The following is a 14,986-nucleotide window of genomic DNA, read 5'->3' as shown; positions in this document are numbered from 1 at the left end:
GACCCGTAAACGAGTGTTTACCCTATCGCCTCCCCCGACCGCTTCTGAGGACCGATCATGAGCCGCGACGCCGCCTGGACCGCCTTCGACCGCACCGCCGCCGAGGCCGGCAAGACCCGCATCGTCGACCAGTTCGCCGCCGATCCCGACCGTTTGGCGCGAATGTCGGTCCAGGCGGCGGGCCTTTATCTGGACCTGTCGAAGCAGAGCTGGACGAAGGCCGCCTTCGACGCCTGCCTGGACCTGGCGCGCGCCTGCGACGTGGAGGGCAGGCGGAACGCCCTGTTCGCCGGCGAGGCGGTGAACCTGACCGAGGGCCGGGCCGTGCTGCACCCGGCGCTGCGCGCGACGGCGGGCGCGGACTTCCAGGCGCTGGGCGAACCCGTCTCGGCCGAGGTGGACGCCGTGCGCGCGGAGATGAAGGCCTACGCCGAGGCCGTCCGGTCCGGCGCCGAGGCCGGGGCGACGGGCAAGTCGTTCAAGGCCATCGTCCACGTCGGCATCGGAGGATCGGACCTGGGGCCGCGCGTGGTGTGGGACGCGCTGCGTCCGCTGGAGCCGACCATCGACCTGCGCTTCGTCGCCAACATCGACCCGCGCGACATGGCCGAGGCCCTGACCGGGCTGGACCCGGAAACGACCCTGGTCGTGGTGGTGTCCAAGACCTTCACCACCCAGGAAACCCTGGCCAACGCCGAGGCGGCCAAGGCCTGGCTGGCGGCGTCGCTTCCGGCCGAGGGCATGACGAAGCATTTCATCGGGGTGACGGCGGCGCCGGAGCGGGCCGCCGCCTTCGGCTGCGGCCGCACCTTCGCCTTCCGGGACTGGGTCGGCGGGCGCTATTCGCTGTGGTCGGCGGTCAGCCTGTCATGCGCCATCGCCCTGGGATGGGAGGTGTTCGAGGCCATGCTGGCCGGGGCGGCGCAGATGGACGATCATTTCGTCGAGGCCCCGCTGGAGACGAACGCGCCGGTGCTGCTGGCGCTGGCCCAGGTGTTCAACGTCGACGGCCTGAACCGCCCGGCGCGAACGGTGGCGCCCTACGCCCATGCGCTTCGCCGCCTGCCGTCGTTCCTGCAGCAGCTGGAGATGGAGTCGAACGGCAAGCGGGTGCATCGCGACGGAACGCCGGTGACGCGCCAGACCTGCCCGGTGGTGTTCGGCGAGCCCGGCACCAACGGCCAGCACGCCTTCTTCCAGCAGATCCACCAGGGGCCGCAGGTGGTCCCGGCCGAGTTCGTGATCGTGGCCCGCACGCATGAGGACGCGCCGGAGTCGCCCCTCTGGTCCAACGCCCTGGCCCAGGGCCAGGCCCTGATGCTGGGCAAGACGACCGAGGCCGCCAGGGCCGAGGGCCTGGCGCAGGGCCTGTCGGAGGAAGAGGCGACGCGCCTGGCCCCTCACCGCACCTTTACCGGCGACCGCCCGTCCACCGCCATCGTCATGGAGCGCGTGACGCCCGGCGCCCTGGGCGCCCTGATCGCCCTCTACGAGCACAAGACCTTCGTGGAAGGCGTGATCTGGGACATCAACAGCTTCGACCAGTGGGGCGTCGAACTGGGCAAGGTGCTGGCCAAGGCGATCCTGCAGGATGTCCAGGCGGGCGGCCCCAGCCCGGACCTGGACCCGTCCACCGCGGCCCTGATGACGCGGCTGATGGGCTGAGGCCGCGAAAAAGGGCGCCCCGAACGGAGCGCCCTTCCTCATTTCAAGGCTCTAGGCCTTACCAGCGACGATCGTAGCGATAGTCCCGGTCGCGGCGATAGTCGTGGCGCGAATTGTAACGCCGGTTGTCGTACCGGTAGTCGTAGCCCGACCGGCTGCGGTCGATGCCGTGTTCGCGCTCCCAGTGGCCCTGGTTCCGGTAGCAGCGGCCGCCGCGGTAGTATTCGCAGCCCGAGCCGCGATTGGTGGCCACCGCGCCCAGGGCCGCGCCGGCCAGGGCGCCGCCGGCGATATAAGTGCCGTCGCCATTGCCCAGGAGGGCGCCGGCCAGGCCGCCCACGGCGGCGCCGATCAGGGCGTTCTCGGCGCTGTTGTCGTCGCGGTCGCGATCGTGGCGGTAGGACTGGGCCGAGGCCGGGGCCGCCATCATCGTCAGGGCGACGACCGGGGCGGCCGCCAGAGCCACGGCCTTGGGGGCGGTGATCTTCAGCATCTTCGTCATGGTTCGTCTCCTTGTCTCTGGGCGCCGAGGCGTTCCGGAAGGGAAATGCCTGGAGCGTTGGGTCGGTTCTAACGTCCCGCCCTTGAACGCCCCCGGAGCCGGACGTTCATCTTCAGTTCATGCGTCACCGAAGTTTCGCGACAGATTCCGGGCCGCGCCGCTTGACCCGGCCGGCGGGCCTGCCTAACTCCCGGCCGCGTTAGCACTCTCGCCGGTCGGCTGCCAAAACGGCGATCGGGGGAGGGCCGACCGACTGTTCACAATCGCCCCATCCGGGGGATCAAGGGAGACAACCGATGGCGTTTCGTCCGCTCGGCGACCGCGTGCTGGTCAAGCGCGTTGAAGAAGAATCCAAGACCAAGGGCGGGATCATCATCCCCGACACGGCCAAGGAAAAGCCCCAGGAAGGCGAAGTCGTCGCCGTGGGCCCCGGCGCCCGTGACGATTCCGGCAAGGTCAACGCCCTGGAGCTGAAGGCCGGCGACCGCATCCTGTTCGGCAAGTGGTCGGGCACGGAAGTGAAGATCGACGGCGACGACCTGATCATCATGAAGGAATCGGACGTCCTGGGCGTCCTGTCCTGAACGTGACTCGTGATGCGTGACTCGTGAGCGGCGCGCCTGCGCGCGCTCCGCGATCCGCATCAATCACGACTCACGATTCACCAATCACCCTATTCAGAGGAGCAGCCACGCATGGCCGCCAAGATCGTACAGTTCAACACCGACGCCCGCGACAAGATGCTCAAGGGCGTCAATGTCCTGGCCAACGCCGTCAAGGTGACCCTGGGTCCCAAGGGCCGCAACGTCGTGATCCAGAAGTCCTTCGGCGCCCCGCGCTCGACCAAGGACGGCGTCTCGGTCGCCAAGGAAATCGAGCTGGAAGACGCCTTCGAGAACATGGGCGCCCAGATGATCCGCGAAGTCGCGTCCAAGACGAACGACAAGGCGGGCGACGGCACCACCACCGCCACGGTTCTCGCTCAAGCCATCGTGCAGGAAGGCCTCAAGGCCGTCGCCGCCGGCATGAACCCGATGGACCTGAAGCGCGGCATCGACAAGGCCGTCGGCCTGGTGCTGGAAGAGATCAAGACCAACTCCAAGCCCGTCTCGAACAACTCGGAAATCGCCCAGGTCGGCACCATCTCGGCCAACGGCGATAGCGAAATCGGCGAGCTGATCGCCCAGGCGATGGCCAAGGTCGGCAACGAAGGCGTCATCACCGTCGAGGAAGCCAAGACCGCCGACACCACCGTCGACGTCGTCGAAGGCATGCAGTTCGACCGCGGCTATCTGTCGCCCTACTTCATCACCAACGCCGACAAGATGGAGGCCGTTCTCGAAGAGCCGCTGATCCTGCTGTTCGAGAAGAAGCTGACCAGCCTGCAAGCCATGCTGCCGATCCTGGAAGCCGTGGTCCAGTCGGGCCGTCCGCTGCTGATCATCGCCGAGGACATCGAGGGCGAGGCCCTGGCCACCTTGGTGGTCAACAAGCTGCGCGGCGGCCTGCGCGTCGCCGCCGTCAAGGCCCCGGGCTTCGGCGATCGCCGCAAGGCCATGCTGGAAGACATCGCCATCCTGACGGGCGGCCAAGTCATCTCGGAAGACCTGGGCATCAAGCTGGAGAGCGTCACGCTCGACATGCTGGGCAAGGCCAAGAAGGTCTCGATCACCAAGGACGACACCACCATCGTGGAAGGCGTCGGCGGCAAGGAAGAGATCGAAGCCCGCGTGGCCCAGATCAAGCGCCAGATCGAGGACACCACCTCGGACTACGACAAGGAGAAGCTGCAGGAACGTCTGGCCAAGCTGGCCGGCGGCGTCGCGGTCCTCCGCGTCGGCGGCTCGACCGAAGTCGAAGTGAAGGAAAAGAAGGACCGCGTCGACGACGCCCTGAACGCCACGCGCGCCGCGGCTGACGAAGGCATCGTTCCCGGCGGCGGCATCGCGCTGCTGAAGGCCTCCAAGATCCTGGCCGACGTCAAGGGCGACAACGCCGACCAGAACGCCGGCGTGGCCATCGTCCGCCGCGCCCTGCAGGCGCCGATCCGTCAGATCTCGGAAAACGCCGGGGTCGAAGGCTCGATCGTGGTCGGCAAGGTGCTGGAGAACGACCAGGCGTCCTACGGCTTCAACGCCCAGACCGAAGAGTACGGCGACCTGGTGCAGATGGGCGTCATCGACCCGGCCAAGGTCGTGCGCACCGCCCTGCAAGACGCCGCTTCGGTGGCCGGCATCCTGATCACCACGGAAGCCGCGGTCGCCGATGCGCCGAAGAAGGCCTCGGCCGGCGGCGCCCCCGACATGGGCGGCGGCATGGGCGGCATGGGCGGCATGGACTTCTAAGTCCACGTCACCTGACGTTGAATGCGGAAGGGCGGGCCAAGCGATGGCCCGCCCTTTTTCGTTTGGGACTATCCAGTGTTGGTGGGTTGGGGTTCTATTTCTGAATGCAAGACGTCCCCTATTCCAATCTCATCGGCGCGGTCATCAGCGGCATAAATGCCCTCCAAGGGAAGTCCCGCATCGAGATGCGGAAGTTGTTGGATGGTTATCTCATGCCGCCAAATTTGCCGGCTGGCGAAGACCGAGTGGTTTGGATCACGCCGGAGGGTCTTCGAGCCGTAAATCAGATCGCGGTTAAATGGAGACGCAGCTCCGAAGCTGGATCGAAGGTATCTGTCGCAGAAGCAAAGAAGGCTGCTTCGAAAGCAATTGGGCGTCTCATAACCTCCCCTCAATACGCATCATTAGAAGATGCCCTAACAGCGGATCAAATTCGGCGCGAGATCGACAGCGAAGTATCAGACTGGATCGGAGAGTCTGAGCACTTCTTCAAAGTTCATCTGTTTCGACATCACGATACGCAGCGGATGTTTCTCGGCCCTGTTTGCTTGGAAACAGGCAATGCGTGGAGGGATCGCGTGTTGACCGTCGGGTCTGACGATCACGTAGAAGCGAAGCATCTGTCAGATTTTGCCTCTGCTCCGTGGATCGGCAGCGTGTCCATCAAGGAACGCTCCTATGAGCGTTCGATTGAGCATGCCTCAATATGCATTCGCGTTGCATTGGACGCACTGGCCCTTCCGCTGTCGTTGTCACAATCGCGAGAAATTCGAGGTCCTTCAGACTCCTACGAAGCTCGGCGGGTAGAGACGACCACGCGATTTCAGAATGGCTTTGTGGGATGGAGTGGATCGCGAGAGGTTTTTGGCCTGCGATCGTCAAAGGACGAGATCGAACGATTTCTCGGAGAGGCCAAAACGTATTTTCAGATGGTCGGCGATATCGTCGAAATCCTCACCCGACGTGACGAAGCTGGTGCTTACCAAGGCCTCAAGAGACGGTGGATTGAGTCGATGTATTGGTTCGGCGAATCACGGAGGAGTCAAGATGACTTTATAGGGATCGTCAAAATCGGTATTTCACTCGATATACTATCTGGAGGGGGCCAATACGCCGGCATAGTCCAACTGTGTCAAAAATTATGGGATGTAGAGAAAGGCGAGATTATCTCATCAGATGGCAGAACTCTTGAGAAGATTGTTGATCAAATTTACCAAAAAGGCAGATCACAAATCTCTCACGGCGGACGTTTTGGACTTTTAGAAGACCTGCCAATCCTCAGATTAGACGCGGATAAATTTGCCTCTAAAACCCTGATGATGTTTGCAGAAAACCTGCATTCTTACAGTGGGCCAGACGACCCCAGAGCGTTCAGGGCGGAGTAGCTTCTTCTTCCTACAGTATAAACCGACTCAAATCCGCGTTCTTCGCCAAGTCGCTGACTTTGTCGCGCACGGCGTCGCCGTCGAAGGCGATGGTCTGGCCCGACAGGTCGGAGGCGCGGAAGCTGGTGTCCTCCAGCACCCGCTCCAGCACGGTCTGGAGCCGCCGCGCGCCGATGTTCTCGATGGCGGAATTGGCGGCGACCGCCGCGTCGGCCAGGGCCTCCACCGCGTCGTCGGTGAAGGTGAGGGTCACGTCCTCGGTGGCCAGCAGGGCCTGGTTCTGGCGGATCAGATTGGCCTCGGGCTCGGTCAGGATGCGCTTGAAGTCGTCGCGGGTCAGGGCCTTCAGCTCGACCCGGATCGGCAGGCGGCCCTGAAGCTCGGGCAGCAGGTCCGACGGCTTGGCCACGTGGAAGGCGCCCGAGGCGATGAACAGCACATGGTCGGTCTTCACAGGCCCGTATTTGGTCGAGACGGTGGTGCCCTCGATCAGCGGCAGCAGGTCGCGCTGGACGCCCTCGCGCGACACGTCGGCGCCGCGCGCCTCGGACCGGGCGGCGACCTTGTCGATCTCGTCCAGGAAGACGATGCCCTCGTTCTCGGCCAGCAGCAGGGCCTCCTTGGTCAGGCTCTCCTGATCCAGCAGCTTGTCGCCCTCCTCGGCGATCAGGGGGGCCGTGGCGTCGCGCACGGCCAGCTTGACCGTCTTGGTGCGGCCGCCGCCCATCTTGCCCAGCATCTCCGACAGGTTCAGCAGGCCGACGTTGCCGCCGCCCGGCAGGTCCAGCCCCTGGATGGGCGATGTGGTGTCGGCCAGGGCGACCTCGATCTCCTTGTCGTCCAGTTCGCCGGCGCGCAGCTTCTTGCGGAAACTGTCGCGCGTCGCCGGCCCGGCGCCGGGACCGACCAGGGCGTCCAGGATGCGGTCCTCGGCGGCGCCCTCCGCCCGCGCGCGCACCTCGCCGCGCCGGCGATCGCGCACCATGACCAGGGCGCTCTCGACCAGGTCGCGCATGATCTGGTCGACGTCGCGGCCGACATAGCCGACCTCGGTGAACTTGGTCGCCTCGACCTTCAGGAAGGGCGAGCCGGCCAGCCTGGCCAGGCGCCGCGCGATCTCGGTCTTGCCGACGCCCGTGGGGCCGATCATCAGGATGTTCTTGGGCGTCACCTCGTCGCGCAGGTCTTCAGGGACGCGCTTTCGGCGCCAGCGGTTCCTCAGCGCCACGGCCACGGCGCGCTTGGCCTCCTGCTGGCCGACGATGAAGCGGTCGAGTTCGGAGACGATTTCGCGGGGGGACAGATCGGTCATGCCGCTGAGATAGGGCGTCCCGCCGCCGAGCGGGAGAGGGGCCGCGCGGACACGGCGTCGCGCAGCAAAAAGGCGCCGCTCCGGCCGGAGGGCGCCTCGATGCGGCTCGGCGATGTCGCCCGATCAGGCGGCGTTGGCGGCCTTGTTCTTGGCCAGCTTGTCCTGGTGGGCCTTCATGCCCAGGGCGATCAGGTCGGCGGCCTCGCCGGCGTCGCCCCAGCCCTTGACGGTGACCGACTTGCCCTTCTCCAGGTCCTTGTAGCGGGTGAAGAAGTGCTCGATCTGCTCGATCAGGATGGCCGGCAGCTGACGATAGCTGGCGATCTCGGTGTAATAGGGGTTCAGCTTGTCGACCGGCACGGCCAGGATCTTCTCGTCGCCGCCGGCCTCGTCCACCATCTTCAGCACGCCGATCGGGCGCGAGCGGATGACGCAGCCCGGCACCACCGGCGTCGGATTCAGCACGATCACGTCGCAGGGGTCGCCGTCGTCCGACAGGGTGTGCGGCACGAAGCCGTAGTTGCCGGGATAATACATCGCCGTGTGCAGGAAGCGGTCGACGAACAGGGCGCCGGACGCCTTGTCCATCTCGTACTTCACCGGCAGGCCGCCCTGCGGGATCTCGACGATGACGTTGATGTCCCAAGGCGCGTTGGGACCGACGGGGATGGCGTCCAGGTTCATGGCGTCTGTTCTTGTTGCGATGCAAAAATCGAAAGGCGAAGGGTGATAGGCCCCTGACGGCCCCACGGCAAGCGCGACCTCAGTCCCGCCCGCGCCCGCGCGGGCTCTTGTCGCCGAGGATGGCGGGCGTCAGGGTGGGGCCATGACATGGTTCGACTGGGCCGCCCTGGCCCTCTTCTTCATCTGCTGGCTGGGCTATGCGCCCCTGCTGAAGGCGATCAGCCGGCGCGGCGGCTCGCTGAACGCCGACATGGTCCATGTGCGGGCGGTGTGGATGGAGTCTATGACCCACCGCGAGCTGAAGCTCGTCGACAGCCAGCTGATGGGCCATTCGATCAACTCGGCCTCCTTCTTCGCCTCCACCAACCTGCTGCTGATCGCGGCGGTGGCCGGCATCTTGTTCGGAGGAGAGAGCGCGCTGCGCGGTTTCGCCGCCGTCGGGGCCGAGAACGTGCCGCTGAAGCTGCTGGAGGCCAAGCTGGCCCTGGTGTTGGTCTGCCTGACGCGGGGCTTTCTCGACTTCATCTGGGCCCTGCGCCAGATGAACTACGCCCTGGCCCTGATCGGCGCCGCGCCCGAGGTGCACCACAAGACCGACCGCAAGGCCTTCGCCGAAGCGGCGGGGCAGTTGCTGAATCCGGCGCTGGGCGCGTTCAGCCAGGGGGTGCGCGGCTATTACTTCGCTCTGGCGGCGGCGGCGTGGCTGTTCGGGCCGGCCTGGCTGGCTCTGGGCGTGGCGTCGTCGTTCGGCCTGTTGATCTATCGGCAGGAGGCGTCTCCCGCGGCCCGGGCGATCCGCAATGCGCGGCGGCTGCTGGGCGAGTGATCGGTGATCATTTTGCAGGTGCGAGGAGCGCGCCGGCGGAAATTGACCGCCAGCAGGGCCTGGTATCGTTCCCACTGGCGCATTTCTGTTACACGGCGTGACCCTGCGCCCGCATATCGCCCTTGACCCATTGTGCATCGCAACCTAGATTGCCTGTCGACGCCTCCGGGCGTCTTGCCCTTCCTGGGCGTTTCCTCCCTATAGACTTTTCATGCCGCGCCTTCGGGCGCGGCTTTTTTTATCCGCGATCGACGACGGCGTGGCGGGGCCTCAGCCGGCCCAGCTTTCGGCGCACAGGCCGGCGACGACCCGACCCAAGGCCCGCCGGGTGCGGCCCCAGCCGGCGCCGGGACTCAGGGTCGTCTCGTCCAGATAGAGCCGCCGATTGATCTCGATCTGGATCGCCTCGACCCCGTCGTCGGGGCGTCCCCATTGCTGGGTCGACCATCCGCCGGCGTAGGGGTGGTTCAGCGCCACCCGCCAGCCCAGCCCTTCGAACAGCGCCCGAAGCCGCCGGGTCAGCCGCGTCGCGCAGGCCGATCCATGCCGGTCGCCCAGCACCACCTCGACGTCGGCCGCCCGCGCGGGCATCGAATGCCAGTCGATCAGCACCGCCCGCCCGTGCTCCGCCCGCGTCTCGCGCATCAGTTCGCCCAGCGCCCGGTGATAGGGGGCGTGCACCTCGGCGATCCGGGCCTGGACCTCGGCCAGCGTCAGACGACGGTCGTAAAGCGGCGCCCCGTCCCCGGCCAGGCGCGGGGCCACGCCGTACCCCGCCGCCGCCTTGGGGCCGGCCGGGATGGGCGCGCCGTCCACCAGGGCGGGGTCCAGATCGTGCGGGTCACGGTTCAGATCCAGATAGGCGCGGCCGATCCGGCCCTCGATCAGGGGCGCGCCGTGCGCCGGCCCGTCCTCGATCAGGCGCGCGACCAGGGCGTCCTCGGCGCTTCGGAGGCTCTGGGACGACAGGCCGGGGGCGGGGGCCATGTCCGCCGGATACCGGTCGCCGGAATGGGGCGAGGCGAAGACCAGGGCGGTCCGCGGCGCCGAGGCCGGGGGGCGGGTGATCAGAAAGGGCGCGTCGCCGCCGGTCATGTCTCCGCCATAACCCGTTTCGCTGTGGACGGAAGCGGCCGGACCCCTGAATTTCATCGGCGGTTTACCGTTGGCCGCCTAGGGTCCTGTCAGTTTCACAGGGCTTACCTCCGCATGGCGCGCATCCTTCTGGCCGAAGACGACAGTTCCCTGCGGGGCTTCCTGACCCGGGCGCTGGAGCGGGCGGGCCATCAGGTGATCGACTGCGAGAACGGCGACGACGCCATCGACGCCCTGGAGCACGGCCCCTACGACCTGCTGCTGACCGACATCGTCATGCCCGGCGCCGACGGCATCGAGGTGGCCCGCGTGGCCGCCGCGCGCCAGCCGGGCCTGCGCATCATGTTCATCACCGGCTTCGCCGCCGTCGCCCTGACCGCCGCCCAGGCCTCGCCCCAGGCCAAGGTCCTGTCCAAGCCGGTGCACCTTCGCGACCTGGTCAACGAGGTCGAGCGGATGGTCGCCGCCTGACGCCGACCCGCCCGTAGGCGCGTCGGAAACAATCGCGCGGCGGACGTCAGATGGGGCTTGAAGCCGCCCCTGTCCGCCGCTATACGACCGCCCTTCCCGTCCGGGCGATCGCCCCGGACCGCACCGGCGGACGCGTAGCTCAGCGGGAGAGCACTACGTTGACATCGTAGGGGTCACAGGTTCAATCCCTGTCGCGTCCACCATCTCTTTCGAAGACTTAGCTGATGTTTGGGCCTGCTGCGCATGAGCCTGCCCATGATTGGCCCATGAAACGCTAATCTGCCCGATCGATAAGATTTCATGCGTGGTGAGGCAGGGGGCAGGGTTTATCTTCCCGATCGGTAAGAATGGCCTTGACTAAGGTCGAAATCTGCTGCGATCTTCCCGATCGGGAAGAGCGCGCATGATCGTCACTGCGGAAGATTTCGGCCGGCAGGTCGCCGAGGCGCGCCGCGCTCTTGGCCTGACCCAGCGCGACCTCGCCCTGGCGATCGGAACCGGCGAGCGGTTTATTGTCGAGCTGGAGGCGGGCAAGGCCACCGCCCAACTCGGCAAGGCGCTTGCGGCCGCCAAGGCGGTCGGCGTTCGCTTGGAGAACACGGCGGGGCGTCGCTGATGCCTGTGCTGTTCCATCGCGACAGCCCGGTCGCCAAGGTGACGCCGTCGCCGGCGGGGCTGAACCTGATCTATGACGAGACCTGGCGCGCCTCGCCGGAAGCCTTTCCGGTCTCGCTGTCCATGCCGATGGCGGAGGCCGCATGGCCGCCCGAGGTGGTCGTCCCTTGGGTGATGAACCTGCTGCCCGAAGGCGAGCCCATGCGCGCCATGCAGCGCGCGCTCGGCGTCGCTCAAGAGGATGTGCTCGGCCTCCTCTCGGCCGCTGGCGGCGACGTCGCAGGCGCCCTGCGCGTCGGCGGCCCCCGCGCGGAGCAGGGCGACTACCGCCCCCTACCGACGCCGGATGATCTGGAACGGATCATCGGCGAGTTGCCTCGCAAGCCTTTCCTGGCAGGGGACAAGGGCGTGACCATGAGTCTGGCCGGCGCTCAGGACAAGTTGCCGGTGGCGCTGCTGAATGGTCAGATCGTCATCCCGCTGGATGGTGCGCCTTCGACCCACATTCTGAAGCCCGACAACCCCCGCCTGCCCGGCAGCGTCCAGAACGAAGCGTTGTGCATGCTGCTCGCCGCGCGGTGCCGACTGCCGACGGCTTCAGTCACGACCGGTCGGGCTGGCGACCGTTCCTATCTGCTGGTCGATCGCTATGACCGCGCGGGCCATGCGCCTGCCGCCACGCGGCTGCACCAGGAGGACTTCTGTCAGGCGCTCCGCTTGCCGCCGGGCGCCAAATACGAGCGCAACCAAACCGGCGTGCGTGGCCCCTCGTTGGCCGACATGTTCGCTCTCGTGCGTCGGCACATGACGGCCGTCGACATCACCCGCCTGCTGGACGCGGTGATCTTCAACATCGCCATTGGCAACGTCGATTCCCACGCCAAAAACTACTCGATCCTGCTGACCGCAGACGGCGCGGCCCTGGCTCCGCTCTACGACTTGATGAGCGGCCTGCCGTGGCCGGGCATCACCCAGAACCACGCCCAGGCCGTCGGCGGTCAGGTCCGCGGCCGCCATATCCAGGCCCGGCACTGGCGCCGGATGGCTGAGGCCTGCGGCCTGGCGCCGGCCGCCACTGTGCGGCGGGTCATCGCCCTGACCGACCGCATCCAGCGCGAGATCGGCGCGGCGGCCGAGGCGGTCGCCGCGATGCCGGCCGGCGGCGGCGCCTTCCTGGACGGTCTCATGCGTAACATCACCGAGCGCGCCGCCCTTGTCGGCCGCAACGCTGCTCGTGATGACGGTGGAGATGACGCTGACGGCGAGGGACCGGCCGTCCGCGGCGAGGCCTTCCCGTCTTCGTCGAACTAAGCGCTGCGCCGGCGGCTCAGGGCCTTGCGGGCGTTCTCCATGTGATCCGGGCAGTGGTGACCGTAGCGCTGGCGGATCAGGTTCTCGCTGGTCGAGCTAAAGCCGGCGACCTCCCACGTCGGCACCCCTGCCTGCAGCATCCAGGTGATGCAGGTGTGCTTGAGCGTGTGGGGCGTCACGTCTGTGTCGAGCTTCGCCAGCCGCCGTGCGGCTTCAAACCCGGTCTTTTGCCGCTGGATGGTTTCTCCCGCGTATTCGGCCGGACCAGTGACTGTGAGCCGCCGCCAACGCCGCAGGTGCGGGAGCAGGCGATCGGGAATCGGGCAGGGGCGGCGCCGCTTGCGGGTCTCGCGCTCTTCCGTCCCGCGTCGGTGGATGCGCCTTTCCTTCAGGTCGATCGAGCCCGAGTGGGCGTTCCGTTCCCACCGCAATCCGAGCACCGCCGCGTGCCGGGTGGCGGTGTAGAGCGCAATCAGGATGAACCGCGCCACATGGTAGTTCGGCTTGGCCACCCGCGTGTAGCCGGTCACCCGACCCTCGGCGTCGAAGCCCTTCGGCGTGAAGCCCAGGGCGCCGCGGATCAGCCGGGCCGCCTCGTCGCGCGTCAGCCACCGGGCTTCCTGCGGGTTTGAGCTCGGTTTCCACACGGCGATCGGGCGATCCATCTTGCCCGCCTTCCACGCACGGTTCAGGGCCGCCGATAGCGTCTCCAGTTCCCGCTTTGCCGTCGCCTCCTTGACCGGCTTATGGCCGATGGCGCCGCTGGTGCGGGCGACCACATAGGCCTTGCACGTCTCGATGTTCACCTGGCTGCACGTCATGTCGCCGAATTGCTCGATCAGCCACGGAACGTGGGTGGGCTCGGGGCCCCGATGATCGTCCTCCAGACCCTGGAGATAGTAGATCAAGCAGTCGGCGGCGAGGATGCGGCGAGGGTCGCCCTCGCCGAAGGCGGGTTCATGTTTGGCGGCTAGGTAGCGCGCGAGCGCTTCTTCAGCCTCTCGGCCGCGATCAGGGCCGCAGCCCGTGCCGACCTCTCGACCTCCGTCGAGGATGACGTATACGGGCGCGCGGCCTGCGCGCTCTCGGAGCCAGAGTCGGGGCGGTTCACGACGACGCGGCACTTCTTCCTCATTTCTTGAATGTCCCGGAGCGTGACGAACCAGCGGCCGCCGACCTTCTCCAGTTCGAGATTGCCCCGTCGGTGCTCGGTCATCAGGGTACTGGGCTTCAGCGACCCGTCGGGAAAGGCGATCGCCAACGCCTTGGACAAACGCAGCGGCGTATCGAGACCGATGCCCGGCGGGCAGGGGAAGGTAAGGACTTCAGGAGGCGGCGGGTCGCTGTTGTCGGGCCGCCTATTGTCGCCGTTCATGCGCTTGGCAGCCATGCTGTCTACTCCGGTGTGGTGCTTGCACGATGTCCAGGCGCGGGGCATAACGTGTCAGGTATTCGTAACCGTGTGGCCAACACGGTTGATGCTTGGGTCACACGGAAGGTGATGGATGTCAAGTGCTCAGATCTCGCTGCGTTCTCGCGAAGGCCAGTTCACGCCTTCAGAGACGGCGGCCATCACCGGCACGCCGCTTCACCTGCAGCGGCTCTGGCGCGCGCAAGGCCTGCTGCGCGCTCGACAGGGCGGGCGCGCCAGCTTCACGCCGCGCGAGTTGGCTGAAATGCGCCTGATGATGCGTATGCGGGGACTGGGCGTGTCGCTTCCGGCCTCCAGGCGAGCGGCCGTTGAAGCCGCGCCTGGAGTGGTGTTCGCCGCCTTATCCGAATATCAGCGTCGGACCTTGGCTGTTGAAGGTGCGGGGGATGAAGCTGCTGCATACATCCGAGCTTTGGAGCAGACCGGCGACCACGCCCATCTGCTGATCCTGGCCGAGCTCGAGAGCATGAGCCAGGTCTACCGGCACGCTGTTATCGAAAACGGAGAATGCAGGTTGCTTCACGCCCTGAGTGAAGACGCCGCTGACGAAACGGTGGAAGCGGCGGGCTTGATCAATCTTTGGGCCGTGGCGGCGGCGATTGCCCACGCAACGCCTCGGCCGCTGTTCACACTCGTGCCGCCGAAGCGCTGGACCATGAAGTGCTCGTAGCTCATGACGGCTTTGGACCTCGCGGCGAAGCCAGAAGGGCTGGGGCGCTAGGCTCCCATGGTGACACAGGATGGAAGCGATCCGAGCCCGCCGCCGCATCCACATCAAGACTCAGTCTCGCCTGGGGAGGTCAAGGTCCAATGATCGCCAGTCTGGCTGATCTTCCCGCAAACGCACCCGCCCCGGCGCAGATCAGCGTGACGACCTACCAGGTGGATGGGCGAACGCCCCGTGATGTTCGCAGGTCGCTCAATCAGCGTCGACCGGCGGACGCCTCCGGTGCGCGCCATGATGCAGTGACGTCATGGCGCTTCCAAATCGACTGGTCGACAGATGCAAGTGGCGATTGCGTGCCGGCGACAGTGACTGTCTTGCCGGTGATTTTGGTCACTCTGCCGTCTTTGAAGGACGAACACCGTCGCACCGGCCGCCTCCGACAGGCTTGGACGCGGTACTTGCAGCGTCTCGAAGTTCATGAGCGTCATCACGCCCACCTGATCGCCATGGGCGCAGCGCAGATGCAGACGGAGATGCGCTCCGCTTCTTCATGCGGTGACATGGTGCGGGCGTCGGATCGCTGGCGGTCCGAGATCCTGAAGGCCAACAGCGACTATGATGAGCGCACCGATCACGGTCGGTCAGAAGGAGTTGTCTTTCCATGATGTCAGGCGCG

At 66.4% G+C, this 14,986-nt stretch carries 16 protein-coding genes and 1 tRNA gene; 11 read left to right on the top strand and 6 right to left on the bottom strand.

The window, feature by feature from the left end; all coding sequences use genetic code 11:
- Window positions 1-57: 57 nt before the first annotated feature.
- Window positions 58-1,665 (top strand): glucose-6-phosphate isomerase, encoded by a 1,608-nt coding sequence (gene pgi / locus M8231_RS14920; protein WP_430641128.1) that lies wholly within the window; start codon window positions 58-60, stop codon window positions 1,663-1,665.
- A 58-nt stretch (window positions 1,666-1,723) separates the two neighbouring features.
- Here pgi and M8231_RS14915 read toward each other — a convergent pair whose 3' ends face one another.
- A complete protein-coding gene (locus M8231_RS14915; protein WP_249749382.1) occupies window positions 1,724-2,167 on the bottom strand; it encodes a hypothetical protein in 444 nt (147 codons plus the stop codon).
- A gap of 296 nt (window positions 2,168-2,463) precedes the next feature.
- Here M8231_RS14915 and groES point away from each other — a divergent pair, with 296 nt between their 5' ends.
- The 3 genes from groES to M8231_RS14900 all read left to right on the top strand — a co-directional run bounded on the left by groES (window position 2,464) and on the right by M8231_RS14900 (window position 5,897).
- Window positions 2,464-2,751, top strand: a complete 288-nt coding sequence (gene groES, locus M8231_RS14910) for a co-chaperone GroES (protein ID WP_201215817.1) — start codon at window positions 2,464-2,466, stop codon at window positions 2,749-2,751.
- 111 nt (window positions 2,752-2,862) lie between these two features.
- Window positions 2,863-4,512 carry a chaperonin GroEL gene (gene groL, locus M8231_RS14905; RefSeq protein ID WP_201215818.1) on the top strand — a complete coding sequence of 550 codons (1,650 nt, stop codon included), beginning with the start codon at window positions 2,863-2,865 and terminating at the stop codon, window positions 4,510-4,512.
- A 104-nt stretch (window positions 4,513-4,616) separates the two neighbouring features.
- The gene (locus tag M8231_RS14900) at window positions 4,617-5,897 is read left to right on the top strand and encodes a hypothetical protein (RefSeq protein WP_250201847.1); all 1,281 of its coding nucleotides are present in this window, start codon (window positions 4,617-4,619) and stop codon (window positions 5,895-5,897) included.
- A gap of 10 nt (window positions 5,898-5,907) precedes the next feature.
- On the opposite strand, the gene hslU is transcribed toward M8231_RS14900, so the two are convergent.
- Together hslU and ppa are read right to left on the bottom strand one after the other, a co-directional pair.
- The gene (gene hslU, locus M8231_RS14895) at window positions 5,908-7,209 is read right to left on the bottom strand and encodes an ATP-dependent protease ATPase subunit HslU (RefSeq protein WP_250201846.1); all 1,302 of its coding nucleotides are present in this window, start codon (window positions 7,207-7,209) and stop codon (window positions 5,908-5,910) included.
- 123 nt (window positions 7,210-7,332) lie between these two features.
- On the bottom strand, window positions 7,333-7,893 hold the full coding sequence (gene ppa / locus M8231_RS14890) for an inorganic diphosphatase (RefSeq protein ID WP_250201845.1): 561 nt from the start codon (window positions 7,891-7,893) through the stop codon (window positions 7,333-7,335).
- A gap of 142 nt (window positions 7,894-8,035) precedes the next feature.
- Between ppa and M8231_RS14885 the strand changes: the two genes are divergently transcribed.
- Window positions 8,036-8,719: a DUF599 domain-containing protein gene (locus M8231_RS14885; RefSeq protein WP_249749384.1), complete on the top strand. Its 684-nt coding sequence runs from the start codon at window positions 8,036-8,038 to the stop codon at window positions 8,717-8,719.
- Between the two features lie 270 nt (window positions 8,720-8,989).
- Here the strand turns inward: M8231_RS14885 and M8231_RS14880 are convergent, their stop codons facing one another.
- Complete coding sequence (locus tag M8231_RS14880) at window positions 8,990-9,814, bottom strand: N-formylglutamate amidohydrolase (protein ID WP_250201844.1); 825 nt, start codon at window positions 9,812-9,814, stop codon at window positions 8,990-8,992.
- A 114-nt stretch (window positions 9,815-9,928) separates the two neighbouring features.
- Here M8231_RS14880 and cpdR point away from each other — a divergent pair, with 114 nt between their 5' ends.
- From cpdR to M8231_RS14860, 4 genes are all read left to right on the top strand, one after another.
- On the top strand, window positions 9,929-10,285 hold the full coding sequence (cpdR, locus tag M8231_RS14875; protein WP_054764657.1) for a cell cycle two-component system response regulator CpdR: 357 nt from the start codon (window positions 9,929-9,931) through the stop codon (window positions 10,283-10,285).
- Window positions 10,286-10,413: 128 nt separating this feature from the next.
- Window positions 10,414-10,488 (top strand) — tRNA-Val (locus M8231_RS14870).
- Between the two features lie 200 nt (window positions 10,489-10,688).
- A complete protein-coding gene (locus tag M8231_RS14865; protein ID WP_045811357.1) occupies window positions 10,689-10,901 on the top strand; it encodes a helix-turn-helix domain-containing protein in 213 nt (70 codons plus the stop codon).
- Window positions 10,901-12,211, top strand: a complete 1,311-nt coding sequence (locus M8231_RS14860; RefSeq protein ID WP_250201843.1) for a type II toxin-antitoxin system HipA family toxin — start codon at window positions 10,901-10,903, stop codon at window positions 12,209-12,211. Before M8231_RS14865 ends, M8231_RS14860 begins: the two co-directional genes overlap by 1 nt.
- Here M8231_RS14860 and M8231_RS14855 read toward each other — a convergent pair.
- Window positions 12,208-13,119 (bottom strand): site-specific integrase, encoded by a 912-nt coding sequence (locus M8231_RS14855; protein ID WP_250201842.1) that lies wholly within the window; start codon window positions 13,117-13,119, stop codon window positions 12,208-12,210. The two genes, M8231_RS14860 and M8231_RS14855, sit on opposite strands and share 4 nt — an antisense overlap.
- A 62-nt stretch (window positions 13,120-13,181) precedes the next feature.
- On the bottom strand, window positions 13,182-13,601 hold the full coding sequence (locus tag M8231_RS14850) for a hypothetical protein (protein WP_250201841.1): 420 nt from the start codon (window positions 13,599-13,601) through the stop codon (window positions 13,182-13,184).
- Window positions 13,602-13,716: 115 nt separating this feature from the next.
- On the opposite strand from M8231_RS14850, the gene M8231_RS14845 reads away from it, so the two are divergent.
- Both M8231_RS14845 and M8231_RS14840 read left to right on the top strand, forming a co-directional pair.
- Complete coding sequence (locus tag M8231_RS14845; RefSeq protein ID WP_250201840.1) at window positions 13,717-14,313, top strand: MerR family transcriptional regulator; 597 nt, start codon at window positions 13,717-13,719, stop codon at window positions 14,311-14,313.
- Window positions 14,314-14,453: 140 nt separating this feature from the next.
- Complete coding sequence (locus tag M8231_RS14840) at window positions 14,454-14,975, top strand: DUF922 domain-containing protein (RefSeq protein ID WP_250201839.1); 522 nt, start codon at window positions 14,454-14,456, stop codon at window positions 14,973-14,975.
- Window positions 14,976-14,986 lie beyond the last annotated feature (11 nt).

This window comes from Brevundimonas albigilva (assembly GCF_023573565.1).
GTDB classification, from domain to species: domain Bacteria; phylum Pseudomonadota; class Alphaproteobacteria; order Caulobacterales; family Caulobacteraceae; genus Brevundimonas; species Brevundimonas albigilva.
The sequence above is the reverse complement of the archived record's forward strand: the minus strand, read 5'-3'. Positions and strand labels throughout refer to the sequence as shown.